This window comes from Winogradskyella sp. J14-2 (assembly GCF_001971725.1).
Classification (GTDB): domain Bacteria; phylum Bacteroidota; class Bacteroidia; order Flavobacteriales; family Flavobacteriaceae; genus Winogradskyella.
Map to the genome: position 1 here is coordinate 1,434,504 of NZ_CP019388.1, position 26,865 is coordinate 1,461,368.

General features: G+C 34.3%; 26 protein-coding genes and 1 pseudogene. 16 read left to right on the forward strand and 11 right to left on the reverse strand.

Features of this window, described 5'->3' with window-relative positions; genetic code table 11:
• Positions 1-10 precede the first annotated feature (10 nt).
• The 10 genes and pseudogenes from BWZ20_RS06655 (at position 11) to BWZ20_RS06700 (ending at position 9,751) form a co-directional block, all read left to right on the forward strand.
• Entirely contained in the window at positions 11-1,453 is a 1,443-nt protein-coding gene (locus BWZ20_RS06655) for a SusD/RagB family nutrient-binding outer membrane lipoprotein (protein WP_076618018.1), read from the forward strand.
• A gap of 5 nt (positions 1,454-1,458) precedes the next feature.
• Positions 1,459-2,802 carry a sodium:solute symporter gene (locus tag BWZ20_RS06660; protein WP_076618021.1) on the forward strand — a complete coding sequence of 448 codons (1,344 nt, stop codon included), beginning with the start codon at positions 1,459-1,461 and terminating at the stop codon, positions 2,800-2,802.
• On the forward strand, positions 2,778-3,605 hold the full coding sequence (locus BWZ20_RS06665) for a metallophosphoesterase family protein (protein WP_076621280.1): 828 nt from the start codon (positions 2,778-2,780) through the stop codon (positions 3,603-3,605). The genes BWZ20_RS06660 and BWZ20_RS06665 overlap by 25 nt, the downstream gene beginning before the upstream one ends.
• Before the next feature lie 30 nt (positions 3,606-3,635).
• Positions 3,636-4,130 carry a rhodanese-like domain-containing protein gene (locus tag BWZ20_RS06670; RefSeq protein ID WP_076618023.1) on the forward strand — a complete coding sequence of 165 codons (495 nt, stop codon included), beginning with the start codon at positions 3,636-3,638 and terminating at the stop codon, positions 4,128-4,130.
• Complete coding sequence (locus BWZ20_RS06675; RefSeq protein WP_076618026.1) at positions 4,123-4,752, forward strand: TIGR04282 family arsenosugar biosynthesis glycosyltransferase; 630 nt, start codon at positions 4,123-4,125, stop codon at positions 4,750-4,752. Before BWZ20_RS06670 ends, BWZ20_RS06675 begins: the two co-directional genes overlap by 8 nt.
• The gene (locus BWZ20_RS06680) at positions 4,745-5,557 is read left to right on the forward strand and encodes a purine-nucleoside phosphorylase (RefSeq protein WP_076618029.1); all 813 of its coding nucleotides are present in this window, start codon (positions 4,745-4,747) and stop codon (positions 5,555-5,557) included. Before BWZ20_RS06675 ends, BWZ20_RS06680 begins: the two co-directional genes overlap by 8 nt.
• A 33-nt stretch (positions 5,558-5,590) precedes the next feature.
• Complete coding sequence (locus BWZ20_RS06685; protein WP_076618031.1) at positions 5,591-6,484, forward strand: sterol desaturase family protein; 894 nt, start codon at positions 5,591-5,593, stop codon at positions 6,482-6,484.
• A gap of 75 nt (positions 6,485-6,559) precedes the next feature.
• Positions 6,560-6,988: pseudogene (locus BWZ20_RS15570) on the forward strand (DUF547 domain-containing protein); the annotation flags it as partial.
• A gap of 278 nt (positions 6,989-7,266) precedes the next feature.
• Entirely contained in the window at positions 7,267-8,007 is a 741-nt protein-coding gene (locus BWZ20_RS06695) for a TIGR04283 family arsenosugar biosynthesis glycosyltransferase (RefSeq protein WP_076618037.1), read from the forward strand.
• 124 nt (positions 8,008-8,131) lie between these two features.
• Positions 8,132-9,751: a carboxypeptidase-like regulatory domain-containing protein gene (locus BWZ20_RS06700; RefSeq protein ID WP_076618041.1), complete on the forward strand. Its 1,620-nt coding sequence runs from the start codon at positions 8,132-8,134 to the stop codon at positions 9,749-9,751.
• A 34-nt stretch (positions 9,752-9,785) separates the two neighbouring features.
• Here the strand turns inward: BWZ20_RS06700 and BWZ20_RS06705 are convergent, their stop codons facing one another.
• From BWZ20_RS06705 to BWZ20_RS06715, 3 genes are all read right to left on the reverse strand, one after another.
• The gene (locus tag BWZ20_RS06705) at positions 9,786-10,514 is read right to left on the reverse strand and encodes a metallophosphoesterase family protein (protein WP_076618043.1); all 729 of its coding nucleotides are present in this window, start codon (positions 10,512-10,514) and stop codon (positions 9,786-9,788) included.
• Between the two features lie 63 nt (positions 10,515-10,577).
• On the reverse strand, positions 10,578-11,852 hold the full coding sequence (locus tag BWZ20_RS06710) for a POTRA domain-containing protein (protein WP_076621281.1): 1,275 nt from the start codon (positions 11,850-11,852) through the stop codon (positions 10,578-10,580).
• Positions 11,853-11,960: 108 nt separating this feature from the next.
• Positions 11,961-12,968 (reverse strand): glycoside hydrolase family 113, encoded by a 1,008-nt coding sequence (locus tag BWZ20_RS06715; protein ID WP_076618046.1) that lies wholly within the window; start codon positions 12,966-12,968, stop codon positions 11,961-11,963.
• A 141-nt stretch (positions 12,969-13,109) separates the two neighbouring features.
• On the opposite strand from BWZ20_RS06715, the gene BWZ20_RS06720 reads away from it, so the two are divergent.
• Both BWZ20_RS06720 and BWZ20_RS06725 read left to right on the forward strand, forming a co-directional pair.
• Positions 13,110-14,414, forward strand: coding sequence for an NAD(P)/FAD-dependent oxidoreductase (locus BWZ20_RS06720; RefSeq protein ID WP_076618049.1), 1,305 nt, complete (start codon positions 13,110-13,112; stop codon positions 14,412-14,414).
• 1 nt (position 14,415) lies between these two features.
• Positions 14,416-15,999: a 4Fe-4S binding protein gene (locus tag BWZ20_RS06725; protein ID WP_076618052.1), complete on the forward strand. Its 1,584-nt coding sequence runs from the start codon at positions 14,416-14,418 to the stop codon at positions 15,997-15,999.
• 89 nt (positions 16,000-16,088) lie between these two features.
• Here BWZ20_RS06725 and BWZ20_RS06730 read toward each other — a convergent pair whose 3' ends face one another.
• Both BWZ20_RS06730 and BWZ20_RS06735 read right to left on the reverse strand, forming a co-directional pair.
• On the reverse strand, positions 16,089-17,090 hold the full coding sequence (locus tag BWZ20_RS06730; RefSeq protein ID WP_076618056.1) for a fasciclin domain-containing protein: 1,002 nt from the start codon (positions 17,088-17,090) through the stop codon (positions 16,089-16,091).
• Between the two features lie 52 nt (positions 17,091-17,142).
• Complete coding sequence (locus BWZ20_RS06735) at positions 17,143-18,030, reverse strand: hypothetical protein (RefSeq protein ID WP_076621282.1); 888 nt, start codon at positions 18,028-18,030, stop codon at positions 17,143-17,145.
• A gap of 274 nt (positions 18,031-18,304) precedes the next feature.
• Between BWZ20_RS06735 and BWZ20_RS06740 the strand changes: the two genes are divergently transcribed.
• The 4 genes from BWZ20_RS06740 (at position 18,305) to BWZ20_RS06755 (ending at position 22,739) form a co-directional block, all read left to right on the forward strand.
• Positions 18,305-18,772: a toxin-antitoxin system YwqK family antitoxin gene (locus BWZ20_RS06740; protein ID WP_076618059.1), complete on the forward strand. Its 468-nt coding sequence runs from the start codon at positions 18,305-18,307 to the stop codon at positions 18,770-18,772.
• Positions 18,773-19,480, forward strand: coding sequence for a glycosyltransferase family 2 protein (locus BWZ20_RS06745; RefSeq protein WP_076618061.1), 708 nt, complete (start codon positions 18,773-18,775; stop codon positions 19,478-19,480).
• Positions 19,481-19,536: 56 nt separating this feature from the next.
• Entirely contained in the window at positions 19,537-20,970 is a 1,434-nt protein-coding gene (locus BWZ20_RS06750) for a cellulose synthase family protein (RefSeq protein ID WP_198034981.1), read from the forward strand.
• Positions 20,971-21,245: 275 nt separating this feature from the next.
• Positions 21,246-22,739 carry a mannosyltransferase gene (locus tag BWZ20_RS06755; RefSeq protein WP_232217146.1) on the forward strand — a complete coding sequence of 498 codons (1,494 nt, stop codon included), beginning with the start codon at positions 21,246-21,248 and terminating at the stop codon, positions 22,737-22,739.
• 15 nt (positions 22,740-22,754) lie between these two features.
• On the opposite strand, the gene BWZ20_RS06760 is transcribed toward BWZ20_RS06755, so the two are convergent.
• The 6 genes from BWZ20_RS06760 to speB form a co-directional block, all read right to left on the reverse strand.
• Positions 22,755-23,123: a hypothetical protein gene (locus BWZ20_RS06760; protein ID WP_076618067.1), complete on the reverse strand. Its 369-nt coding sequence runs from the start codon at positions 23,121-23,123 to the stop codon at positions 22,755-22,757.
• A 164-nt stretch (positions 23,124-23,287) separates the two neighbouring features.
• On the reverse strand, positions 23,288-24,064 hold the full coding sequence (locus tag BWZ20_RS06765) for an RMD1 family protein (protein WP_076618070.1): 777 nt from the start codon (positions 24,062-24,064) through the stop codon (positions 23,288-23,290).
• Complete coding sequence (locus BWZ20_RS06770; RefSeq protein WP_076618072.1) at positions 24,064-24,477, reverse strand: VOC family protein; 414 nt, start codon at positions 24,475-24,477, stop codon at positions 24,064-24,066. The genes BWZ20_RS06765 and BWZ20_RS06770 overlap by 1 nt, the downstream gene beginning before the upstream one ends.
• 74 nt (positions 24,478-24,551) lie before the next feature.
• Positions 24,552-24,878, reverse strand: a complete 327-nt coding sequence (locus BWZ20_RS06775; RefSeq protein WP_076618075.1) for a hypothetical protein — start codon at positions 24,876-24,878, stop codon at positions 24,552-24,554.
• Between the two features lie 15 nt (positions 24,879-24,893).
• Entirely contained in the window at positions 24,894-25,871 is a 978-nt protein-coding gene (locus BWZ20_RS06780; protein ID WP_076618077.1) for a deoxyhypusine synthase family protein, read from the reverse strand.
• Positions 25,861-26,802 (reverse strand): agmatinase, encoded by a 942-nt coding sequence (gene speB / locus BWZ20_RS06785; RefSeq protein WP_076618080.1) that lies wholly within the window; start codon positions 26,800-26,802, stop codon positions 25,861-25,863. The genes BWZ20_RS06780 and speB overlap by 11 nt, the downstream gene beginning before the upstream one ends.
• Positions 26,803-26,865 lie beyond the last annotated feature (63 nt).

Here is a 26,865-nt window from a genome sequence, read left to right on the forward strand (position 1 = left end):
TCTATAAACAATGAAAACAATACAATATATACTATCCGTTTTTAGTTTTTTGATAATTACCAGTTGTACTGAAGATTTTGAAGAGATCAATACCAACCCTAATTCGCCAAGTACGGTACAACCCAGTTTGTTGTTAAGACAGGTGATTTATGATTTTGGTGAAAATATGAGCTATGAAGGTTTTGTTGCTGGAGACTTATTAGCACAACACAGGACGGCTCTGGACTTTAATCTTTTTGATCGGCACGATTTAAAATCACCACAACTTGGAGGCAATCCCTGGCCAGTATTCTTCACCAATTTAAGAGATAATGAAATTATTCTCAACCAGGCAAGAACGACAGAAACCAATGCTGTTTACGAAGGACCAGCACTTATTTTAAAAGCCTATATGGCAGCTGGTTTAACCGATTTATTTGGTGATGTTCCTTATTTTGAAGCCTTTAATGGTATTGAAGGTACCGTAACACCGGCTTACGATAAGCAAGAAGACATCTACCTAAATGAAAATGGCATTTTAGATAATTTAGATAAAGGCATTGCAGCCATTGAAGCTTACAGCGATGTCATTCCGCTGGAAGGTGACATTCTTTTTAATGGAAATCTTCAGGCGTGGATAAAATTTGCCAATGCACTAAAAATAAAACACCTGTTGCGTATTTCAGATAAGGTCGATGTTTCAAATGAACTTCAAGCACTTTTTAACGATGGTAATTTCATTAGTACAAATAGTGAAAATGCCATTTTCAACTTTACAAACACAGACCCAAACAGCTTTAGATTAGCCCAACTTCGTATTGGAGACTTTAATAATTTTGTGTTGTCTGAAACTATGGAAGCTATTTTAAATGATCTCAACGACCCAAGAATGGCGACATTATTTAGACCATTTGCTAATTCTACCACCAACGAATTCAACGGTCTTTTAAACGGTATTGATGCGTCTTCGACATCTATAGCCTTGGCAGATTATTCTCTAGCCAGTTCAGCTTTTAGAGAAGACACCTCTACACTAGATGCCAATTTTATCACTGCTTGGGAAGTTCATTTTGCATTAGCAGAAGCGGCTGAAAAGGGATATATTTCTGCAGATGCACAAACACTTTATGAAACTGGTGTTGCCTTAGCTTTTGAATATTGGAACACCGAATTACCGGCTAACTACCTCTCTGGCTCTGCTTCGTATAATGCAACTGGTACAAATCCTATTGAGCAAATTATAACCCAGAAATGGATTGCAAGTGTTATTAATGGTTATGAAGGTTGGGTAGAATACAGGCGCACGGGTTTTCCACAGTTAAGAACAATCTCTGCGAGTTTAAACAATGACCTTATTCCTATAAGAATGCCGTATCCTGCAGAAGAAGAAGCTTTAAATTCTGAAAACTACGCCGTTGCAGCCTCAGAAACCAATAACAATAGTATTAACGTCCCTGTTTGGTGGCACGAATAAAATATATGAGCGCAATTAATTGGCAGTGGCTACTTATTATTTTGTCTAGTGTTATTCTCTTTTTGTTATCGCCTTTAGCGAAGACTACAGAACAGTTTTTTAAAGCAACGCATAATAAGAAGGCACCAAACAGTTTAGTACTTATGGGTAGTCTTGTGATTTCATGGATTTTTGCCAAGAGTATTACAAACGCTGCCAACCTTGGTCTTAGTTTTGGGTTGGTAGGCGGAGTAGCTTATGCTGGTTATTACCTCTCTTTTGCTGTTGCTGGAATTGTACTTTACAAGATTAGAGTTGAAGGCAAATTCAACAGTATTCATCATTTTTTAACTTCAAAATTTGGTAAAGGTGCTATGGCCCTTTTCTCCGTTTTAATTGCCATAAGGCTTTTTAACGAGGTTTGGAGTAACACAATGGTAATTGGCAGTTACTTTGGTGATATTGGCAGCAGCAGTTACTATTGGGCCATCATCATTTTTACACTACTTACCTTAGCTTATGCTATAAAAGGTGGACTGAGCAGCTCTATTTTTACCGATGTGATTCAGATGGTATTGTTTGGTATTTTGCTAATTGTTATTCTTTGGAATATCTTTTCGGTAAAAGATTTTACCATAAACAAAGTGCTGCATTCTGGAACTTGGAGTTTTGAACTAGGTTTAAACCTATTATTTGCAGCCTTAATACAATCGTTTAGCTATCCATTTCACGATCCGGTTTTAACCGATCGTGCATTTATTAGTTCGCCCAAAGTTACCCAAAAAAGTTTTCTTTGGGCAAGTCTTCTTGGCGCACTATGTATTATTTTGTTTAGTATTATTGGCGTGTTTGCCCAGCACCAAGGCCTGAAAGGGCAAGCAGCAGTAGAGGTTGGTCAGTTTTTTGGTATTATTGTTTTACTCGTTATCAACTTTATTATGATTACATCTGCCGCATCAACCTTAGACTCTACCTTTTCATCGTTTTCAAAACTCTTGGTTATAGATTTAAGAGCCATTAACAATTTAAGCTTTGGTCGCCTATCTATGGTAATAATAGCTATTCTTGGCACCTTACCTGTTTTCTTGGATGCAGAAATCTTATCGGCCACAACTATTTCTGGAACAATGGTTATTGGGTTAACACCTGTTTTTATTTTCTGGAAAAAAAATGTACCCAAAATTAGTTTCTTTTTAAGTGTTACAACAGGAATTATATTTGGGTTTTTATTAATTTTTGAAAGCTTTCCAAATAGTCTAATTTTCACAAGCGGAAACTATGCCGATTTGCTTTGGGTAAATATCTGGGGCATTAGTTGTTGTATATTGTTTTATTTATTACCATTATGGATAAAAAAATTAAAAACTTAGGGACGCTAAACGGAAAAATACTACTCTTTGGTGGTGTTTATAGTAATCTTCAAGCCTTAGAAGCTTTAATTGAAGTAGCAAAGCAAGAAGATATTCCATCAGAACATTGTATATGCACTGGCGATATTGTTGGCTATTGTGCCCAACCAGAGGAAACCATTCAAACCTTTAAAAACTGGAATCCGCACAGTATTGTTGGCAATGTAGAAATTCAACTAACCAATAATGAAGATGATTGCGGCTGCGATTTTAAATCTGGTTCTCGCTGTGATAACTTCTCTCAACAATGGTACCCTTATGCTAAAAGTAAAGTTTCGAAAAATGCTCTGGGTTATTTAGGGAGACTGCCCGATTACATAAAATTCACCTATAACAATTTTAACGTTTTTGTGGTTCACGGATCCTATTCAAATGTTTCAGAATATATTTTTAAATCCACACCTTGGGATGTAAAACAAGAGACTTTTTACAAGACAAACAGTGATATCATTGTGGCAGGACATTCTGGATTACCATTTATAGATGCAAAAGACAACAAAACCTGGATTAATCCTGGCGTTATTGGTATGCCTGCCAACGACGGAACTACTGAGGTTTGGTATGCCATTTTAGACGATAGCACAAAACCGTATTGCATAAATTTCCGTAAGTTAGCATACAACCATACACTGACAAACCGGTTGATGCTAAATGGTTTGCTCCCTAAGTCTTATGCCAAAACTATCATCGATGGTATTTGGGACAATATGGAAATTTTACCAAATGAAGAGCAACGATTGCAAGGAAAACTAATAGAACTGTAAGGTTAACTAAATTCATTCAACTAACAAAAAATGAGAATTTTCTTCACATTGTGTTTTATCGCTTTAAGTCTCATTGGCAACTGCCAAAAGGATATTAAGACCTTACTAGAAAAACACAACAAAGGAGATATTCCGTATATATCGGTTCAAGAATTGGCAATGCCAAAAACTGAAGCTGTAGTGCTCGATGCCAGAGAAACAATCGAATTTGAAACTAGCCACATTGAAGATGCCATCCACGTTGGCTATAACGCGTTCGACTTAGATATTGTGAAAGAGAACGTTCCAGACAAAACCTCAAAAATCGTAGTATATTGCTCATTAGGCATTCGCTCAGAACATATTGCCGAGCGATTAAAAAATGAAGGGTATACCAATGTATTCAATTTATTTGGTGGTATTTTTGAATGGAAAAATAATGACTTTGTGGTTTACGACCAAAATAATGAACCTACAGAAAATGTGCACGCATTCTCTAAAGCATGGAGCAAATGGCTCTTAAAAGGAAATAAGATATATGACTGATGCCCTTGTAATCGTTTTTGTAAAAAACATAAAATTAGGAACTGTAAAAACCAGATTAGCAAAAACCATAGGCGACTTTGGTGCTTTTGAGGTATATACCGAGTTGGTAAAGATTACCGAGAAAGCCACAGCAAATCTGCCTATAGACAAACGTATTTATTTTTCTGACGCTATTGTCGACTCTCAATGGCCTAATGATTTTAAAGCCGTTCAAAAAGGTTTTGATCTCGGCGAACGTATGTGCAATGCTTTTAAAGATGGATTTAGAAATGGGTATAAAAAAATAGTGTTGATTGGCTCAGATTTACCAAACATTAACTCAAAACATATTGAAAATGGTATAGAAGCCTTAGAAAAGAATGAGGCGGTGTTTGGTCCGGCACAAGATGGCGGCTACTATCTCATAGGCCTTTCAAAACTGCATCCATCCATTTTTCAAAACAAACCCTGGAGCCAACCCAATCTCTTAAATCTTACGTTGCAAGAGTTACATAATAGCAATATTAAAGTCGCTACTTTAGATACCTTAAATGATATTGATACTTATGAAGATTTAATCGCTTCAGATTTTTATAAAAACAACCAAAAATTACAAGAAAAAATACAACAGCTCAATGATTAAACAAATAACCGAAAGCACCGATTATCTTAAGAATAAAGGTTTCGACAAACCTGAAATTGGAATTATTTTAGGCACAGGATTAGGTCAATTAATTAATGAGATAGATATAAAAGCAGAAGCTAGCTATAATCACATACCAAATTTTCCGACTGCCACGGTAGAGTTTCACAAAGGCAAATTAATCTATGGAAATCTTGAAGGTAAGAATGTCGTTGTTATGCAAGGGCGTTTTCATGTTTATGAAAGTTACACGCTTCAAGATGTAACGTTTCCTGTAAGAATTATGGAAAAACTAGGTATAAATACCTTATTGGTATCTAACGCTGCTGGTGCTGTGAATTTAGATTTTAAAAAAGGTGAACTCATGGTTATTGACGACCATATTAATCTTCAAGGCAGTTCGCCATTGGCTTTTAAAGGTGTTTCTGAATTAGGAGAACGTTTTGCAGATATGAGTGCTCCATATGATACAGAAATTATCTCGAAGTTTGAGGCCATTGCAAAGGCAAATAACATTGCACTGCATAAAGGCATATATGCCTCTGTTGTAGGGCCTCAGCTCGAAACTAGAGCAGAATACCGAATGCTAAAAATTATTGGTGCAGATGCGGTAGGAATGAGCACAGTACCAGAAATTATCGTTGCTAATCATTTAGGGTTAAAGGCTGCTGCTGTATCAGTGCTAACCGATGAGTGCGACCCAAGCAATCTAAAACCAGTAAATATTGAAGAAATTATTGAAATGGCTAAGAAAGCAGAGCCTGGTATGATTATGCTTTTTAAAGAATTAATTAAAACACTATAACAGAATAAGCTTCTCATTGCTATTGCTTATTGTATGGACAAATATATAGACATTATTAAAAATTCATATTCAGGCTATTGGAATTACCTAAAGCACGAGCTTATTGACCTCTATCATTGGGATAATTATTTTTATGGACTTATTATAATTTCTGTTGTTGTTTGGTTGCTCGAAATTGCATTTCCTTGGAGAAAAAATCAAGCTATATTTAGAAAAGACTTCTGGCTAGACACGTTTTATATGTTTTTTAATTTCTTTCTATTAAATCTCATTATTCTTATCGCGCTCTCTAATACCGCAGCTGAATTTTTTAATGACATTTTAGCAACAGTTGGGTTATCTGTTAAGCGTTTTGAACTATTTAATGTAAACCAACTACCAAAATGGCTCGGGCTTTTCATTTTTTTTATAGTAGCCGATTTTGTACAATGGAATACACACCGCCTACTCCATAGATTTGATTGGTTGTGGAATTTTCATAAAGTACACCATAGCGTTAAAGAAATGGGATTTGCAGCGCACTTACGCTACCATTGGATGGAACCCGTTGTTTATAAATCATTACTCTACATACCCATTGCAGTTATTGGTGGTTTTGATGCGCAAGATGTAGCTATTGTTCACTTTTTTAATATTGCAATTGGTCATCTTAACCATGCCAATTTGGGTTGGGACTACGGTTTTTTAAAATATATTTTTAATAATCCTAAGATGCATATTTGGCATCACGCCAAAGAATTACCTCAACATGTAAGGTATGGCGTAAATTTTGGACTAACCTTGAGTCTTTGGGATTATCTTTTTAAAACCGATTACATTCCGCATAACGGAAGAGATATAGAACTTGGGTTTAAAGGTGATGAACATTTTCCAAAAGATTTTGTGCACCAAGAGTTGTATCCTGCTTTCTCAAAAAAGCGAAAATAATCCTTAAGCATCCCTAGAAATATGAAGTATCTTTTAGTGTTAACAATTACAGTCTCAACTATTCTGAATTTGACTATGTCTAATGATAATTTAGTATTTAATGACCTTTTTAATCACTCTAAATGGAATACTCTTGTGAACGACAACGTATCAAATAATGGACAGGTAGATTACAGCAGTTTTAAAACTAATAATGCTGATTTGCAAGCTTATATAGAGGCGCTTCAGGACCATTACCCAAATGTTGAAAATGCTTCAAAAAATGAAAAATTAGCCTACTGGATTAACGCTTACAACGCATTGACAATAGATTTAATAATTAAAAATTTCCCTTTAAAAAGTATCAAGGACATAAAAGATCCTTGGGACCAGCGCTTATGGAAATTTGGAGACAAATGGCTAACACTAAATGAGATTGAACACAACATTCTTCGTAAAATGGACGAACCTCGTATACACTTTGCCATTGTCTGTGCCTCAGAGTCGTGCCCAAAACTTCAAAATACAGCTTTCACGGCAGATAATTTAGAAGAACAACTTACCAAGGCCACTAAGGAATTTTTGGCTGATGAAACCAAAAACAGCATTTCAGAAAACGACTTAAAACTCTCTAAAATTTTTAAATGGTTTAAAAAAGATTTTGAACAAGGTGGTAGTCTTATCGATTTTTTAAATCGCTACTCAGACATTACCATTTCAGATAACGCCAAAAAAAGCTTTAAAAATTATAGTTGGGAATTGAACGACTAAAACTCTTCACCAAATTTTTCCGTAGATAGGCTATGATTAGCATAATAATACCTGTACTTAACGAAGCCGAAAACATCGGTAAGTTATTGCTGTATCTTAGGGAAAATTCCGATTCTGAGAACATCTCAGATATCATAGTTGTAGATGGTGGCAGTAGTGATGGTACCAAAGATATTGTATCGCAATTTATCTCTTCTAGAGATTATCAAGATTCTGAAAAAAGTTTAGAATTGACAAATCAAATAACTGTTAAGCTACTCAGTTCGCCAAAAGGCAGAGCCAAGCAAATGAACTTTGGCGCCAAATATGCTAAAAGTGAAATTTTATATTTTCTGCATGCTGATTCGTTTCCACCCAAACATTTTGACCGATACATTATCAACGAAGTAAGAAAGGGAAACGAGGCAGGCTGTTTTAGGATGCAATTTGAAAGTAACCATTGGTGGCTTAGATTAGCAAGTTGGCTAACGCAATTTTCTTGGCGTGCTTGTAGAGGCGGAGATCAGAGCCAATTTATTACAAAATCACTTTTTGACGAGATTGGTGGTTACAATGAAAATTATATTATTTATGAAGACAACATATTAATTAACGAGCTCTATAAACGTAAGCAGTTTGTAGTTATTAACAAAACACTAAGAACCTCAGCTAGGCTGTATAAAGAAGTAGGTATTTGGAAATTACAATACCACTTTTGGACAATATATGTAAAACGCTGGTTTGGTGCTTCTCCTGAAGAGATGTTGGCTTATTATAAGAAGAACATCGTGTAAAGATTATCTTTTACTCCACCAGCACTGAGCTATTTAAAGTAGTGCACATTTTATAGTTTAATCGTACAATAACGGTATTTTACTGTACAAATAGTTAACTTTAGTGATACTAACTTAGTATCTCGTGAGAAAATTAATCCTTTTAATACTATTAAGTAATTGTTTTAACCCTATTATTCTGTCGCAAAACACAGAACAACTTTTAGCCAAGGTTATAGATGCAGAAACCTTAGAGCCATTGTCTTATGCCACCGTTAGAATAAAGAATTCAGACCAAGGCATAGTCACGGACTACAATGGAGAATTCAGAATTCCGATACATTATAAAGATGCTATTATACTAATTACCTCCATTGGATATGAAGCTAAAGAAGTCTCTTTAAACAAAATTAACTTGGATGGTCTAAATATTATTAAATTAAAAACTCAAATTGAAGCATTAGACCCAGTTTTTATTAGTGTAAAAAACAAGGTAAAAAGTACTGAGGTAAATCCAGAAGAAATAGTTAAAAAAAGTAGAGAACTATCTGCTAAAGAAATAGTATTGAAGGCAATTGGTAAAATCCCAAATAATCTCAGTGACAAAGCCCATTCTTATATTGGTTATTACAGGGATTATCAATTAATCAACAATAAATTCATTAACTTAAACGAAGGTATTATAGAAACTTTTGATGAAGGCATTAGCACAAGCTTTCTTGAGGACAATGGTGTTTCTTCTGTAATTTATAGTTTTGGTCAAAATAAAAACTTCACTATAGACCCCTCACTTACCAAAGCTTATGATGGAGTAACTAAATACATAAAACATTCGCAAATTCTGCCGCGCGGTGGTAATGATTATACAATATTAAACATACACAATCCTATACGAAACCACAACATCAATACATTTTCTTATGTCTATAGAATGGATAAAGATTTTCCAGAATTACATCAATTCCGAAAGGACAAGATTATATTCTTAAATAATGAACCCCTTATTATAATAAAGTTCAAGAAAGCTAAGCCTCATGATAATAGCCTTTATGGTTTAAAAACTGGACGCAATGATAATATTGATTACGTACAAGGCTCTTTATATATTTCCATTGTTGATTATGCGATTCATAGGTTTAACTATAAAGTTCACCCACCAAAATCGAAGAAACCTCTCTACAATGTTAGCTTAGAGTATGCAAGGCAAAATAATAAAATGTATTTAAATTATATTACGTTTAATAACTCATTTGAAATAGGTGCAAAATATGTACTTAAAGAAGAGAAAGTGGAATTTGACAAAGCAGAACAAGCTTTTTACATAACTTTTAATAACACGAAAGCTAATCTAGACATGCGTACCATAATCCTGAAAAATTTTCGATTTAAATTTAAAGGAAAAAGTCTAAAAACTACCAACATTGATAAGGAATCTGGTAGAGTCTTTAAAATTAAGGTTGAAAGTTATGATGGATCTCTGATAGACATAAATACTGAAAATATAAAGGAATTGAGTTATAAGCTTAAACGGATAAAGGATGTAATCGGAAGAGAAATATACCAACATGAAACGGTTAAGGGAAATCAATTTAGAGAGTTTTTCGTTCAAAGAGTTAATGAAAACAAATCTTTATCAGATAGTCTAAATATTATGGCCAAAAACAGACCTATTAAGGAATCTGTTTTAAATGATTTTCTAGAAAAAAATCAATACTGGATCAATACCCCTTTAATGGATAAAATGTATAGAAATAAAAAGGACTAAATAGAATTACTAAATTCTAATTATCATGCTTTCATTACTTGTTTCTTCCCATTTCATTGGGATATAAATGCATTAAGGTATCACTTTGAAAAACTTCTTTTGTAGTTATATCTACAGCAGATAATTTTCCTGTAAACGCTGCACCTGTATCTATATTCCAAACATTTGCGGCATTCATAGGTTGGTATTTATGGTATCGTGTTGTTGGTGTATGCCCAATGTAGATCTCTCTATAATGCTTAAGTCGCTTAGGAAATAATTCTGAACTTTGTTGTATCCGTTTATCCATAGTTAGTGCCATTTCCCAAAGTGTTCGGTCGTAATAAAGCACTTCTTTCTGAATCTCTTTTTTAACTCCGTGCATGGATGTAAAACCTGCATGTATAAATAAACGATTTTTGTTGTCTAAATGATATAAGGGCATGGATTCAAAAAAATCGAGATGTACTTGCTTCTGAGCTTTTGTATAACCTTTGTAACTTTCTATAGTCTCTTTTCCACCATGTATGTACCAAACATTATTAACATTACCATCGGCCAGCCATTGTTCGCACCATACATCATGGTTTCCCTTTATAAACACACAGTGGTTGGTTTTTGAGAATTTAATAAGGAAGCTAATTACCTGAGCCGATTCGCTCCAGCCGTCTACATAATCGCCAAGAAAGATTAATTTATCATTAGATGTTACTTCTGCTCTTTCAAATACTTGGATTAAGGCCCTAAATCCGCCATGAATATCTCCGATTACAAGTGTTCTCATCCTCTCTTTTTACAAAATTAATGGATAAAAACGAACCTCGCTTTTTTAAAGATTACTATAGTGTTAAAAATACTGCCCAATTCCAAAAACTACACCGTTGTTAGCTTTATCACCAAGGCTTATACCATAATCTATCCTAAACACAGCATTAAAAATTCTTTTGTGTATAAATCTTAAGCCTAAACCTGTGAACAGACTCGCGTTATTACCCTTTACTAAATCCTCTAATTCACCACCAGGATCTTGCCAAGTACCAGCATCAATAAATGCGTTGGTTTGCATGGCAAACCAGTCTTTTTCGTAAATCGTATATCTATATTCGGTATTCAATACAACAGAAGCGGTGCCTCTATCTACAACATTTCCTACACCACGTAAGTTAAGCTGATTATCTAATGCAAATGGTGCAAAAGGTGTAGTGTCATTAGTAGCATAACCCAATCTAAGACGGTTTGCCCAATTACCTTTGGCTCCTATTCGCTTAAAATATTCGAAATCGTTTCTGCCTATAAAAAAGTTTTTGAGCAACTCTGTATTCCCTTCTGCTAAAGCTGTTAAATTAAATGTGAATACACTTCTAAAACCTTCAACATACTGATACTCGTTTGTTATGTCATTGTATTCATATTCACCAATAATTGAAAAACGATTTAGACTAAGATGTTCTGGTATATCAGAAGGCAAGTTACCGTCTAGATAATCATAGTCTTCATTCGCAATATTAAAACCAAGCTCAAAACGATTGTTAAAATTGTGCTCATAAAAGACCCTAAACTCAAAAGCTCTCGCATTGAACTTGTAATTGACATCGCGTTCGTCTTCAAAAAATATAGGTTGTTGTAAAACATTATTCTGGTAGTTGAGCCCTATTCCCCATTTTCTGGTAAAAAGGTTAGGTGCCTCCCAAAACACACCATAAGAATCAAATACATTTCTACTATAAAAACCACCAACAATTTGATTTTGTCCAAACAAATTAAAATCGAATAGTGATAGTCTGTATGCCAGATCTTCATTGACATCTTGAGAAACATTGAGACCTGGAATTATTGCAAAATTCTCTACCACCTTATACGTGAGCTTATAAGTATTATTGGCTAATTTTTCAGTGGTAAACGACGCACTGGCAACAGAAGGCAAGAGTCTAAATCGTCTTACATCTGATACTATGTCTGTGGAATCTAGATTACTTCCAACTTTTACATAGGCCAAGCGTTTCAAAAAACTTTCGGTGGTTCTTTTATTACCTTCTATATCGATCTCTGTAATTGTATTTTGAGAAAAACTAACTTGGGCAAAAGTCATGGCCAAGACATAATATACTAATCTAAGTTTCATTGTAAGTATTGTTTTCTGAAACATAATTCAGATCTGGTTCGTCATTGTTTTAATTAAAAAATTAGACGCATCTCTACAATTTACATTACAAAGAACTCTTGTTTTAGCTTATTTAAACGTAGCATAGGTTTTTGAAATAACAGCCTGAGCGGGTTTATTTTGCGGAGTAAACATTGTGTTATCATGCCCACCAACTTTATCGTGCATTATAAACCATTTCCATATAAAACCACCAGCAAACCAGTTCTCACCCCAAAAGGTATCTAGTAATGCTTGGGTTGCATTAACTTGTGCTTTAAGATTAACATCTTTCATCGTATGGTCAGATAGCCATGGCTGCTTACCAGAAAAATCTACACTTCTGTAACCGTATTCTGTAAATAAAATTGATTTTTTTAATGCTTGCGATAGTTGTTTTAGAATTGGTTTGTGAGATGTCCACCCCTCTATACAATCCTCATAACTTGGTGTTTCTTTATCACTTACAGGAAAGTATGCATCGACACCAATATAATCTAATTGATTCCAAAACGGTGTTCTTACAAACTCATCCCAATTGGCAGCATAAGTGAGTTTACCGTTATAAATAGATTTAATTTTTTTAATAAGTTGCGACCAATATTCAGGCCTATGTTTTATAAACGACTCCAACTCCGTTCCTATACAAAATAGCTCGGCATTTACCTTTTCTGCCATATCAGCATATTCTATTATAAAACTTGTGTAAGAAGTTTCTAATGTTTGCCAGTCCTCTTCATTAGTCATTGTAATCTCGCCTGTAAATTCACCACGCCAAACCCAGATTTGTGGTTTTACCATGACGTTAATATTAGCTTTTCGTAATTCTGTAATATACTGCTCTGCACCAGCTCTGGTCTCACCAAACCATTGTCTATCTGTATTATGAATAATTTCTGGATGTTTAAGGTTTTTTATAAAACCAAATGGCATAATTGCGGCGTAGTTGGCATTTACATTAACAACAGGTGCAACATGGCTGCTGTCTACAGCGTCTCTAGCTGCAACAAAACTTACACCATTAATTTTACTTTTCTTATAAGGTGCTACAGAGCAGCCTAAAGTGAAAGCTATAAAAAATAAGACTGCGATCCTCATAATGTAAATTTAAAGAAAAGCGATGTGTTTAAAAAGTTTACGGCCTTACAAAGCTAGAATAATTTAAATCGCTTCTAAATTGATTTCAATAATTAAGGTATTATCTTTAAGTGCGACCTAATGAATAACTAAATTAAAATAATGGAGCATATTGCCATCATAGGTAACGGTATTTCTGGTGTTACCCTTGCAAGACACATTAGAAAACTTTCAGACAAAAAGATTACTTTAATTTCAGCAGAGAGTGATTATTTTTTTTCGCGTACAGCATTGATGTATGTGTATATGGGACATATGAAGTTTGAGCACACTCAACCCTATGAAAATTGGTTTTGGAAAAAAAATAACATTCAACTAAAGAAAGGTTATGTTAATAACATTGACACCGAGAATAAAAAACTTCATTTTACCGAAGGAGATACATTAGCTTATGATAAACTTGTTATAGCCAGCGGAAGTAAACCCAACAAGTTTGGTTGGCCAGGAGAAGATCTAAAAGGCGTACAAGGCTTATACAGCAAACAAGACTTAGAAAATATTGAAACCTACGCACCAAATAACAAAGTGTGCAAACGTGCTGTCATTGTTGGCGGAGGGTTAATTGGTATTGAATTAGCAGAAATGCTTAACTCCAGAAGTATTCCTGTAACATTTTTAGTGCGCGAACGTAGTTTTTGGAATGGTGTTTTACCAGAAGGCGAAAGCCAAATGATTAACAGACACATTAAAAATCATCATATCGATTTAAGACTTTCAACTAATTTAAAAGAAATCATTTCTGATGATAACGGAAAAGTAAAGTCAATCATCGTTGAAGAAACTGGCGAAGAAATTCCTTGTGATTTTGTAGGGTTAACAGCTGGTGTAACACCAAATATTTCGTTTTTAAAAGAAAGTAGTATCACAACCAATAAAGGGGTTTTAGTCAATCGGTTTTTAGAAACAAATATTAAAGATGTTTATGCCATAGGTGACTGTGCCGAACAACAAGAGACGATCGGTAATCGCAGACCGATAGAAGCTGTTTGGTATACAGGACGCATGATGGGCGAAACCTTAGCACAAACCATTTGCGGCAACCCAACAACTTACAATCCTGGTCATTGGTTTAATAGTGCCAAATTTTTTGATATCGAATACCAAACCTATGGTTGGGTACACGGTCAAAAAGGAAAACCAGACTACGAGTCTCATTTTCACTGGAAACATAAAGATGACACCAAATGTATTACCGTAGCTTACCACAAAGACACTAATCTATTTCTAGGCATAAACACCTTTGGCATTAGGCTACGACACGAAGTTTTTGACAAATGGCTAACCGAAAAGCGAGATGTAGACTATGTCATTAATCATCTAGAGCAAGCCAATTTTGATCCAGAATTTTACAAACGATTTGAAAACGAGATAAAAGAAAAATACAATAACACCTTACAAACTAACTAACATGAGCTTAAAATTAAACTACAGCATGTCTTTGGCTAATTCTTACGGATTAACAAAAACTCAAAAAATAGCCTCCGCAGTTGGAATATTAGGACTTTTTATTTTGGTGTTAGCATTATTTAATGTTCAATTCCCTAACAAAACTATAGCTTTATCTATCGCTTTAACCTTAATGTTTATTGGGACTATATGGTTTTCTAATAGTTTATACTTAAACAAATCTAAAGGCATTAAAAATGATGGCGTTTGGTTTAAATCCTTATCTTCAAGAGGTTTAGTCGGTTGGCTAATTGGTGTCGTTTTAACCTTATTTTACATTGTACTTTATTTTTATCCTCAATATTTGGGATTAGCTCAAAAAGGTGAAGAAAACACAGGTTTAGTTGCGCTTTTTGATCCTTTAAGTCAACTTTTAAGCGTAAGAGACGCTAGCCAATGGTTTGTTTACGGTACGCTATATACGGTTGCGATTTTGGTTTTTGGTTATAAATTCATTTTAAAATATCGACACAATCGCTATGAGCAAATCAGGACTATTTCGGTCATGTTTTTTCAATTGGCTTTTGCGTTTTTAATTCCAGAATTTATGTACGTAATGAATAGTGATTTACCGTACTACGATTTAAAAAACATTTGGCCATTAAACTATTATAATTTTGAACAATATCGAGTAAAAGCCTTTATAAGTGCTGGTAATATTGGGCTAGCTATGTTAATCTTTGGTATTGTTTCCATCTTTATTATAACACCTATTTTAACATACAAATATGGAAAGCGCTGGTACTGCTCATGGGTTTGCGGTTGCGGTGGACTAGCGGAAACTGCTGGTGATAGTTTTAGGCAATTGAGTGACAAGTCTAGGTTTGCTTGGAAGGTTGAGCGCTGGGTAATCCATTCTGTATTGGTATTTGTTATACTAATGACAACTGCGGTGATACATAGCTATTTAGGAAACGACACTAATAAATATTGGCTTACAAAATCCTCTTTTTTGATAGGTGTAGGTGTATTATTAACACTAGTTTTTGCTTTCACTATGATTTATAAGCGTAAAGAATTGGCTAAAGATGCTAAATATGGTGCTATAGGCTATTTCATTGTTATAGCCACGTTATTTGCAATGTATTTTTTTAGCAAAGACAACACTTTGTTTTTATTTAAATCTGAAAGTTTAAGAAAAAGTTATGGCTTTTTAATTGGTTCAATTTTCTCAGGTGTAATTGGTACTGGTTTCTATCCAATTTTTGGAAATCGTGTTTGGTGCAGGTTTGGTTGTCCTATGGCAGCAATATTAGGATTTCAACAGCGTTTATTTTCAAAATTTAGAATCACAACTAATGGTGGGCAATGCATCTCTTGCGGAAATTGTTCTACATACTGCGAAATGGGAATTGATGTGCGTGCTTACGCTCAAAAAGGTGAAAACATTGTACGCTCAAGTTGTGTAGGTTGCGGTATTTGTTCGGCAGTTTGCCCTAGAGGTGTACTAAAACTAGAAAATGATACTATGGAAGGTCGTATTAACCCAAACGAGATTTTACTTGGAAACGATGTGGATTTAATGACTTTAGTTAACAACAAATAGATTTTCTATAACCCTATCTTTAAATTCAAAAAAGCCACACCGTTTATTGATGTGGCCTTTAAGACAATTAACTAAAAACTCAGAACATTTTATAGATTGGGTAATAAAACCTTGTCGATGACATGTACAATTCCGTTTGTAGTTTGCACATCTGGTATTACCATATTGGCCGGTTCGCCTCCATTACCAGCGCCAGTAACAGTAAGTGTTCCGTTTGTAAAAGCACCCAATGTTAAGTCATCACCACCCAATGGTGTTATCGCTCCTTGATTAAGCTCTGGTGTAAATTTACCATCGTTAGCTATAACGTGATTTAAAAGTACAGCCGTAACCACTTCTACTGGCAGCTGTCTAATATCTGATGGCTGTGTAAAAGTTAAACCTAATGCAGCACCCAAATCGATAAAGGCCTGGTCTGTAGGAGCAAATACAGTGAAGGAAGGGCTGCCTTCCGACGCAGTCAATGCACCTGCTAAATCAGCATACAATACGGCTTCTACTAAAAAAGATAATTCAGGATTGATAAAAACGTTAGCACTTTGCAATGCTATTGCAGACTGTACGATATCAACACCTGTTGCAATCATTACCTTGTCTATAACATGTACAGTTCCGTTGCTTGCCATAACATCAGTTGCTAATATTTGCGAGCCATTAATATAAGTTGCGCCATCTCTGGTTATAAAGCGTCTATCGACACCTATTGCAGATGTAGAGCTACCGCCTGCCATGATTTCATTACCAGCTAAATTACCATTAGATACGTGGTATAATAATGTGTTTGTTAAAAACGATTTTTGCAATACACCTAGCGTTTCAGAATTCAATCCTAGCCTTGCAAAAGCATCATTTGTAGGTGCAAATACGGTATATGCGCCAGAGGGATCATTAGGGTTAGGGTTACTTAACGGACCTGCAACTCCACCAGTTACAGCCGCAGCTTCTAAAGTACTAAAATTAGGATTAGATACCGCTATATAAGCTATTGAAGGGTCCTCGTCTTCGTAATTAGAAGGTGTTTCGCATGAGTTTAAAAAGCCTATCAAAAGAAATGCAGTGATGGCATTTTTCAGTATATGTAAATTTTTCATAATTATATTTTTAAAGTTTTTTAAGCCTATTATTATTGTGTTACTAGGTTAATTAGAATGAATACACCAAGCCGCCATAAAAGCCTGTAGATTTACCAATATTTCTACCAGCAATATAAGTGTTGGCGCCCGCTGTGAGTCCTATACCATCAAAAAACGGCACATACCCATTAACTCCAACTCTTGTATAATTAACTCTTGTTGCTGGGAAAAAACCAGTAAATCCTTCACCCAATATATCTACACCATCTTTTTCTGAGAGTTGGTTGGCAATAAATGCATCTAAATAAAATTTTGAGCATGCATAACCTAATTTTAACTCACTTATTAAAGCATCTGGCACACTATTTCCTCGAAAGCTATAGCCGACCTGTCCTGTAGTAAATAGTCCCGACTTTGTTTTAAACGTGGCAATACCAAATGTGTTAAAACTAGAGGCTTCATTACCAATAGCAATTATAGATTGCAAACCTTCATCCGCGCTATAATCACCAAGTGGTGTTTCTAAACCTACGGAACCAATAAAATCTAAAGTATTTTCGCCTAATTTAAAGCTGTGAAATCTATATTTTACATAGACCTTTAAATCTTGAATACCACTTCTTTCGTTTTCAAAGCCATTATTAGCTAATGTAGCATCAGTTGCGTTACCCTCTGCTTGAATGTAAGGGACGTTAAGAACAATGTTTAAATTGTCAGAAATACCAATATCGCCGTATAAAGAGATACTAGTTTTTGAAACGTCGTTAAACACAGGCACACCGTTAACCTCCTCTGGCACAAGAAATACCTTATCATACGATTCGTAAGAATATGTTAGAGATAACCCTCCTTCACCTGCTTTCTGCATAAAACCATTAACAGGGCTTTGTGCAAAACTTACTCCTATTGCAAAGAAACAACAGGCTGTAATAATTTTTTTTGTAATGTTTTTTGTCATAATAATCATGGTTTAATTGTTTACTAACACTCTACTTACGAAAGTTTAGACAAGACGGTTTTCGTTTTTTTTTAAAACCTAGAGTTGAATATTTACGTAACTATAATAGCACATTAGAGATTTTACTATCAGAGAAAGGTGTTTTTTTGTTTGATAAAAAACAATTCTAAATTCAACGTTTTTGCTAAGAAAAAGACAGGGTAACTTTTAGTTGTTTTTGTTATGAACAAAATCTAGAAAACACCTAGTAAGCAATTTTAAACTAAATAAGATAATGAAGGCTATTTACGTCATCGCATTTTTTCTATTCCTATCGCATGCAGAAGCTCAAAAAGAATATGTACGCAATTATGATATTGAAGGAAATTTAATTTCGGAAGGTTGGGAAAAAAACACAAAAAAGACCGATTTTTGGACTTTTTATTATCCCAATGGCGCAATAGCAAAAAAAGGGCATTATTTTAAAGGAAAGAAAACTGGGTATTGGTATTTTTACACCGAAAATAATATTTTATATAAGGAAGGAAGCTACGTTAATAACGAAGCTAATAATTGGTGGATTTTTTACCAGCACAATAAAACTGTAAAAATTCAATTTAAGGATGGTCTAAAAAACGGATATGCTTTGTTTTATAACAATGGAAAGCTAAAAAAAGCAGAACGTTATGATGACGATAAAAAAACTGGCGAATGGACTTCTTATTTTAAATTTAGGAGAGACAATAGACATTTAGAACTTTAGATGAATCAAAACATAAAAGTTATTATTCCTGCATACAATGAAGAGGCCTCTATTGCTTTAGTAATAAATGATATTCCTAATTTAGTTGAAGAAATTATTGTTGTTAGTAATAACTCTACAGACAAAACCGAGGAAGCTGCAAGACAAGCAGGTGCAACCGTTTTGCTAGAACCTCAAAAAGGATATGGCTATGCATGCTTAAAAGGTATGGAATACATAGCTTCTACATCCCTAAAAAATCCATCAAAAACACCAGATATTATAGTGTTTTTAGATGGCGATTACAGCGACTACCCTAAAGAACTTATTAATATTGTTCAACCCATTATAGAAGAAAATATTGATTTTGTGGTTGGTGCACGCGTCAAAGAACTACGCGAAAATAACTCGATGACTGGGCCTCAGATTTTTGGTAATTGGTTGGCCACACGATTAATGCGACTCTTATTTAATTCTAAGTTCACAGATTTGGGGCCTTTTAGAGCTATTAAATACCAAAGACTTTTAGATTTAAAAATGGAAGACAAAACTTACGGCTGGACGGTAGAGATGCAACTTAAGGTTTTGAAACAAAAATTAACGTACAGAGAAATACCTGTTAGATATAAAAACAGAATAGGCGTCTCAAAAGTTTCAGGAACGGTAAAAGGTGCTATATTTGCAGGCGTAAAAATCTTAACATGGATTTTTAAATATAGTTTTAAGTGATCTATCTACATTACTTCATTATTGCTGTTTACACGATTGCTATTGTACTTATTTTTATGTATGCATTAGCGCAATTAAACCTACTTTATAATTACTTATCGTCTAAAAAGAAACGCACTACTTGCGAGAAATTTGACTTAAATAATCCTGATGAAATACCTTATGTTACTATACAGCTGCCTGTATTTAACGAAATGTACGTCATGGAGCGTTTGCTAGATAACATTGCCGAGCTAGACTACCCAAAAGACAAATTAGAAATCCAAGTGCTAGATGATTCTACCGATGAAACTGTGCATTCTACTAAAGCACATGTAGAAAAATTAGCAGCTACAGGCCTAGACATAAAACACATTACAAGGACAAAACGTACGGGCTTTAAAGCTGGTGCTTTAAAAGAAGGTTTAGAGATTGCCAAAGGTGAGTACATCGCTATTTTTGATGCTGATTTCTTACCAAAGCCAAATTGGTTAAAACGCACAGTGCCCTATTTTAAAGATCGTAAAATTGGTGTTGTACAAACGCGTTGGGGACATATAAATAGAAACTACTCGCTATTAACCAGAATACAGGCTTTTGCGTTAGATGCCCACTTTACATTAGAGCAAGTTGGGCGTAATAGTAAAGGCCACTTTATTAATTTTAATGGTACTGCTGGCATTTGGAGAAAAGAATGCATTTTAGATGCAGGAAATTGGGAAGGCGACACCCTTACAGAAGATTTAGATTTAAGCTATAGAGCACAACTTAAAAAATGGAAGTTTAAATACCTCGAAGACGTTGAGACTCCTGCTGAATTACCCATAGTGATCAGCGCAGCAAGATCTCAACAATTTCGCTGGAATAAAGGTGGTGCAGAAAACTTTAGAAAAATGCTTTGGCGTGTTATTAGATCTAAAAACATTTCTGCTAAAACAAAAATACATGGCTTGTTGCATTTACTCAATAGCTCTATGTTTTTAAGCATATTCATAGTCGCTATTTTAAGTATACCTATGCTGTACATTAAGAATGAGTATGCTCATTTAAGAGATTATTTCTATGTAATGAGCTTCTTTATAATGAGTACCATAATATTCTTTGTTTGCTACTGGTTTATGTATAGAAATATTTATGGGAGTGGGTTTAAAAAATTTTTTGGGTATATAGGTATGTTCTTTACCTTCTTTTCTATTGCTATGGGCTTCTCCCTTCATAATTCTATTGCGGTGATAGAAGGCCACGTCGGTAAAAAAAGTGAATTTGTAAGAACACCAAAATTTAATATTAAAAGCTTTAAAGACAATTGGAAAAACAATAAATACCTTAAGAAATCATTATCTAAAAATGTAGTTTTAGAAGGTATTTTAATGCTGTATTTTGCCTTTGGCCTCTACAGTGCTTTTATTGTTGGTGATCAAGGTGGTGATTTTGGTTTGTTTCCTTTTCACCTAATGCTTTGTGTAGGTTTTGGTTATGTGTTTTTTAAGTCTATCGGGTCTAAAGTATAGCTTTACCCCTCCTTGTCTAAAAGGAACACAAAAGTTCTTCATTTAAAAAACTTTAAACGCTTCATTAAAACTGACCAACAAAAAAGAAATACTCAATGTAATTTACGCTCTATTGAATTTTTTAAAGTAATAAAAAACCTGTGCTGGTAACTAGTCTAAATAAATACTTCAAGCATCCCTTTTATTAGCCATTTTTATCTTAAAGTTATTTTCTTTTTTTATTTCGATGGCCTACCAGGTTTAAATAATTCTATCTTTGATTTTTTATCGTAGAATTGACCCATAGTTATAAACACAAAAAGACAACGCTAGCTTACATCTTAGTAAGCTGCATTCTTTACGTTTGGTTTGCTTACTTTACAGCGCGGACCGATGCTTTACAAGTCGTTTTACTTTATGGTATCTTGTTTGTTTTAGGCTATTATATTTTGAAAGCCTTTGGATTCTACATCTCGAATTCGCTCGGTAAAGGCTATAGAGTTTTGGCATTAGTATCAGTTTTATTTAGAATATTGTTACTCTTTGCAATACCCAATTTATCTCAAGACTTCTATCGTTTTATTTGGGATGGACAAATGCTCTTAGAGGGCTTTAATCCTTATTTATATAAACCCGATAATGTAATACTTTGGAATACTTCGATTTCTTCAGCTCAAGAATTATATGATGGCATGGGAAAACTCAGCGCCTCTCACTTTACCAATTACCCACCTCTAAATCAATTGTGCTTCGTACTCGGAAACTTGTTTCCCGGTAAAACTATTTTAACCTCCGTTATAGGTATGCGGCTCATAATAATTGCCGCAGATATCGGTACGCTATACTTTGGAAAAAAAATCTTAGAGGTCTTAAAACTACCTTCTAATAGAATTTTTTGGTACATTTTAAATCCTTTTATTATCATAGAGCTTACGGGTAATCTTCATTTTGAAGGCGTTATGATTTTCTTTTTGGTGTGGAGTTTATACCTACTGCATAAAGGCTATTGGAAATGGGCTGCCGTTATCTATGCTTGTTCTATTTCAGTAAAATTAATTCCATTAATGTTTTTGCCATTGTTTTTTGGTTGGTTCCTTTCGACAAGCTCAAGGACCACACTTTCGACAAGCTCAAGGACCACAAATTCGACTTCGCTCAGTAACCAAAAGAACAGTCAACGAAAATGGATTAGCTACGCTGAATCTAAAGGTTTGTTTGCCTTTGCAGGAATTACAAAATTAATTGTATTCTATACCATTGTTGGTATCACCCTAATTGTGTTTTTCCTTCCATTTTTTTCAATAGAATTTGTAGACAACTATTCTAAAACTGTAGCGCTATGGTTTAATAATTTTGAATTTAATGCGAGTATTTACTATATCTTAAGAGCTATTGGCTATAGTCTCACAGGCTATAATGAAATTGGGTTTATTGGCAAGATACTTCCGGTTATACCTGTCCTTTTTATTTTAGGATTTTCATTTTTAAAAACCAATAATTCTATTCCAAAACTTAGTAACTCATTTTTATTAGTACTTACAATCTATTTGTTTTTTAGCACAACTGTACATCCTTGGTATATTGCTAGTTTGGTGATACTATGTGTGTTTACTAATTACAGGTACCCTCTTATTTGGAGTGCGGTAATCATTCTAAGCTATCTTTCTTATCTTGGTATTGGCACTGCGGATAAAGCTGAAAACTTATGGATTATTGCCTTAGAGTACACCATTGTGTTTTTGGTATTTACTTGGGAGGTTATTCTAAAAAAAAGACTGCCTATTTTATAAGCAGTCTTTTTAACATTACATCTTTTTAATCTTTATGATGGTGTATTTTTCGTACGTTTCTTTATAACCATACTCATCTTCTTCTTCATAGGTTTCAATCTTATAGGTTATTTGAAAACGCTTACCTATAAGATCATCAGATTTAAGGTTTGCAACCTTTAATGCTTCTTCGGTAACTTCATAAAAGTACATTATGTCTTCATCTTCCTCGTCATCTTCCCCAGATACCAAGAAAGCATAACCATCTTCTTCATTATAACCATCAAATACAGCTACGATTGTTTCTGTATCTTGCTCTTGTGATATGTTTTTATTCGCTTTAATTGCGTTGACATTAAAGACAACAATTAAAAATATAAATACTAGAAATTGCTTATTTTTCATTTTTACTTAGTGTATGTTTTATAACATTCCCATGTTTTCACTTATGGGAATCTTTATTATTTTTATTTCTGTTGGGTATTTACCACCTCAAGCCCAAAACTTTTAGAACATTATCCTAGATAATGATATCTGTGGTTTATTTGTGAAGAATATACTGTCTTAGCCTAAAACAATTTTAGAATGAACAAATCAACGACTTCTACTAAGATTAGAATAATAATAATCCACTCTAACCTACTGCTTTCTCTATGATCCATAATATCTTTAAAGAGTTCTAAATTTTCTTTTATGATATCAATTCTATTATGGATAATATGGTAACGATCTTTAAGATCGAAGGTCTGTTTTAAATCAGAATTTAATTTGTTTAACTGTTCGTCTTCCCAAGTAATTTCTGGTGAGTCAAAGATGTATAGATTTTCTGTTATCTTGTTTTTTATATTTAGAATCTTACCTATAAATCGTTTTAACTTATTGCCTGAAATATCGAGCTTTCCTTTAGCTTCTAGATATTTTGTGTGTTCGTTGGTTTCTATTAATAGCGCTTCTGTAATTTCCGAAAAACGATTTAATGCTACAGATTGAGAAGCATTTAGCATTACTAATCGTATCATTTCACTGTTAAAATCTGGTAATATAATACTCTCAAAATTTACTTGTAATGTATTGGCTTTTACCTCTACATTAACCTGTTCAGAAATTTTGTCTGTAAAATAAGTATCGCATAATGGTTTGATAGTATCTAAAGCTTCATTTATTTCAGTTCTCGAAAGGTTAAAAAAGCTTACCATTCCATATTGAAATAGGTAGATATACTTGTCTTTTGAGTGTAAGTAAAACAACTCATCACTATCCTGAAACAGTAATTGCCACTGCAATTGCTGTCTGTTAGCTTTTATATTGATAGTATTTGCTACTTGATAAGCAACAACTGGTAACATTATGCTAAAAACATATCTTTAGGTTCTTTAAAACTCTTAAATTCTAACATATAATCGTTAGGATCTTTAATGAAAAACGAAAGGTGCTCTCCCGTTTTATCCTTTAAAAAAGTGGTTTTGGTTACAACTTCTAACGCTTGTTTGGTTAGCTTGGTATAGATTTTTTTCCAAGTATCAACACCTACAATAATACCAAAGTGAAATGAAGGTAAGATTTTACCTTCAAAAACGTAATTCGGACTATTAAAATTAAATTTTTCAGCTTTTGTAAACGTAATTTGATGGCTAAACAGATTTATGTCTACCCAATTTTCAGAAGTTCTCCCTACAGAGGCGCCTATGTTATTGATGTAAAAGTCTTGGGTGTCCTTTACACTCAAACACGGTAATGACATGTGAAATGACGTTTCCATAATTTAAGCATTTAGAGTTTATAACTTTTTAGTTTTAAGAAAGTTACAAAATAATACAACACCAATTACAACAATTAATCAAAATCATCTTCGTCAGAATCATCAGCCATTTCTGGGTCTTGTACCGCTTCTGGATCATCATTGTCATAATCCTCATAATCATCCTCGTCGTAATTCTCCATGGTAACAGCAAGTTTTGTGCTTACTTTAACCAAATATTTAGTATCCTCAGTGGTTACCTCAACAGCATCAATAATTTCGTTTTTTGCGTTTCTAAATGTGATAATGTGATCTTCATCGTAACCATCAGGATATTTCTCCACCAATAAAGCAAGAATTTCTGGTGTTAATTTTTTAAAGTCGACAATGACACGTTTTAAATGTTGGTCTTTTCTGTTCATCTTTTAAGGTTAGATTTACATACCCAAAAGGTACGCAAAAATTAATGGCGCAACAATAGTTGCATCACTTTCTATGATAAATTTAGGTGTATTTATATCTAATTTTCCCCAAGTTATTTTTTCGTTTGGCACTGCTCCAGAATACGATCCGTAACTTGTTGTACTGTCGCTAATTTGACAGAAGTAACTCCAGAATGGTGTGTCTGTACGTTCCATATCTTGGTAAAGCATTGGCACTACACAGATTGGAAAATCGCCTGCAATACCTCCACCAATTTGAAAGAAACCTATGCCTTTCTCTGAATTCTCTGTGTACCAATCTGCTAAAAACGTCATGTATTCAATACCAGATTTCATGGTGCTTGCTTTAAGTTCTCTTTTTAGCACATAGCTTGCAAAAATATTACCCATAGTACTGTCTTCCCATCCTGGGCAAACAATTGGTAAGTTTTTTTCTGCTGCTGCGTACATCCAAGAGTCTTTTAAATCTATTTCGTAGTACTCTTCTAAAACACCAGACAATAACAATTTGTACATGTACTCATGTGGTAAGTAGCGCTCGCCTTTGGCTTCTGCGTCTTTCCAAATCTTTACAATATGTTGCTGTATGCGTCTAAATGCTTCCTCCTCTGGTATACAGGTATCTGTAACGCGGTTTAATCCTTTTTCTAACAAATCCCATTCATCTTGCGGAGTTAAATCGCGATAATTAGGCACGCGTTTGTAATGGCTATGTGCTACCAAATTCATGATGTCCTCCTCAAGGTTGGCACCTGTACAAGAAATAATGTGTACTTTATCTTGACGAATCATTTCTGCAAAAATCTTACCTAACTCTGCAGTACTCATGGCGCCAGCTAAAGATACTAACATCTTAGCTCCGTTACTAAGCTGGTCTTCGTAACCTTTGGCGGCATCTACCAAGGCTGCTGCGTTAAAGTGCAGGTAATACTTTTCTATAAACTGTGATATGTGTCCTTTATTAGTACTCATCTTCGTCATTAAATTTAGAAAATTTGTTTGTTCCGTTTGATGCGTTATTAAAATTACTTTCAAAATCGTCTGTTGCGTCTTGATCTTGAAACTTATAACTTAACATTTTGTAATACAATTTTGCAGCTAAAAAGTCTGAGGACTTTTCGTTTTCATTTGGGCAGAGCTCAACAATATCAAAACCTACAACGTTCTTTTCTTCAAACACTTGTTTTAAAAACTCTAGCGTTTCGTAAAACAACAAACCTCCAGGCTCTGGTGTACCAGTACTTGGCATTATTGAAGGATCAAAAGCATCTAAATCAAAAGTAATAAAAACATTTTCTGTCATTTGATCTATTGCAGAATCCATCCAGCTATCATCTACAGCCATCTCATGCGCAAAATATGTCTTTTCTTCGTCCATTACTGTCTTCTCAATAGCATCCATAGAACGAATACCAACCTGAATAAGGTTTGTGGTTTGGCTCGCCTCATACACAGCACAAGCATGGTTACATTTAGAACCTTCATAACTTTCGCGAAGATCTGCATGCGCATCGATATGTAATACGGTTAAATCTTCAAACATTTCGTTGAAAGCTCTAATAGTACCAATAGATATTGAATGCTCACCACCAAAAACAGTTACAAATTTGTTCTTTTTTATAAACTTTTTGGTTGCTTGGTGCACTGCTTCTACCATTGCTTCTGGCGATGCATTTTCTGTTACTGCATCTGCTAAGTGAATACCCTGAAGGTACACCTCAGAATCTGTTTCGATATCGTACAACTCCATGTTTTCTGAAGCGTGTAAAAATGCTTCTGGACCTTTATCTGCTCCTTTTTGCCATGTACTTGTACCATCGTAAGGTACTGGGATTAAAACAATCTTTGATTGATCTAATTTTGAATGCTCTGCTGGAATGCCAGCGTAAGTTTTTGTGTTCATTTTTTTAATTCCTGAAAGGGAAATTTGTTATTTATTCTTGTTGTTTAATTATTATTTTTGGGC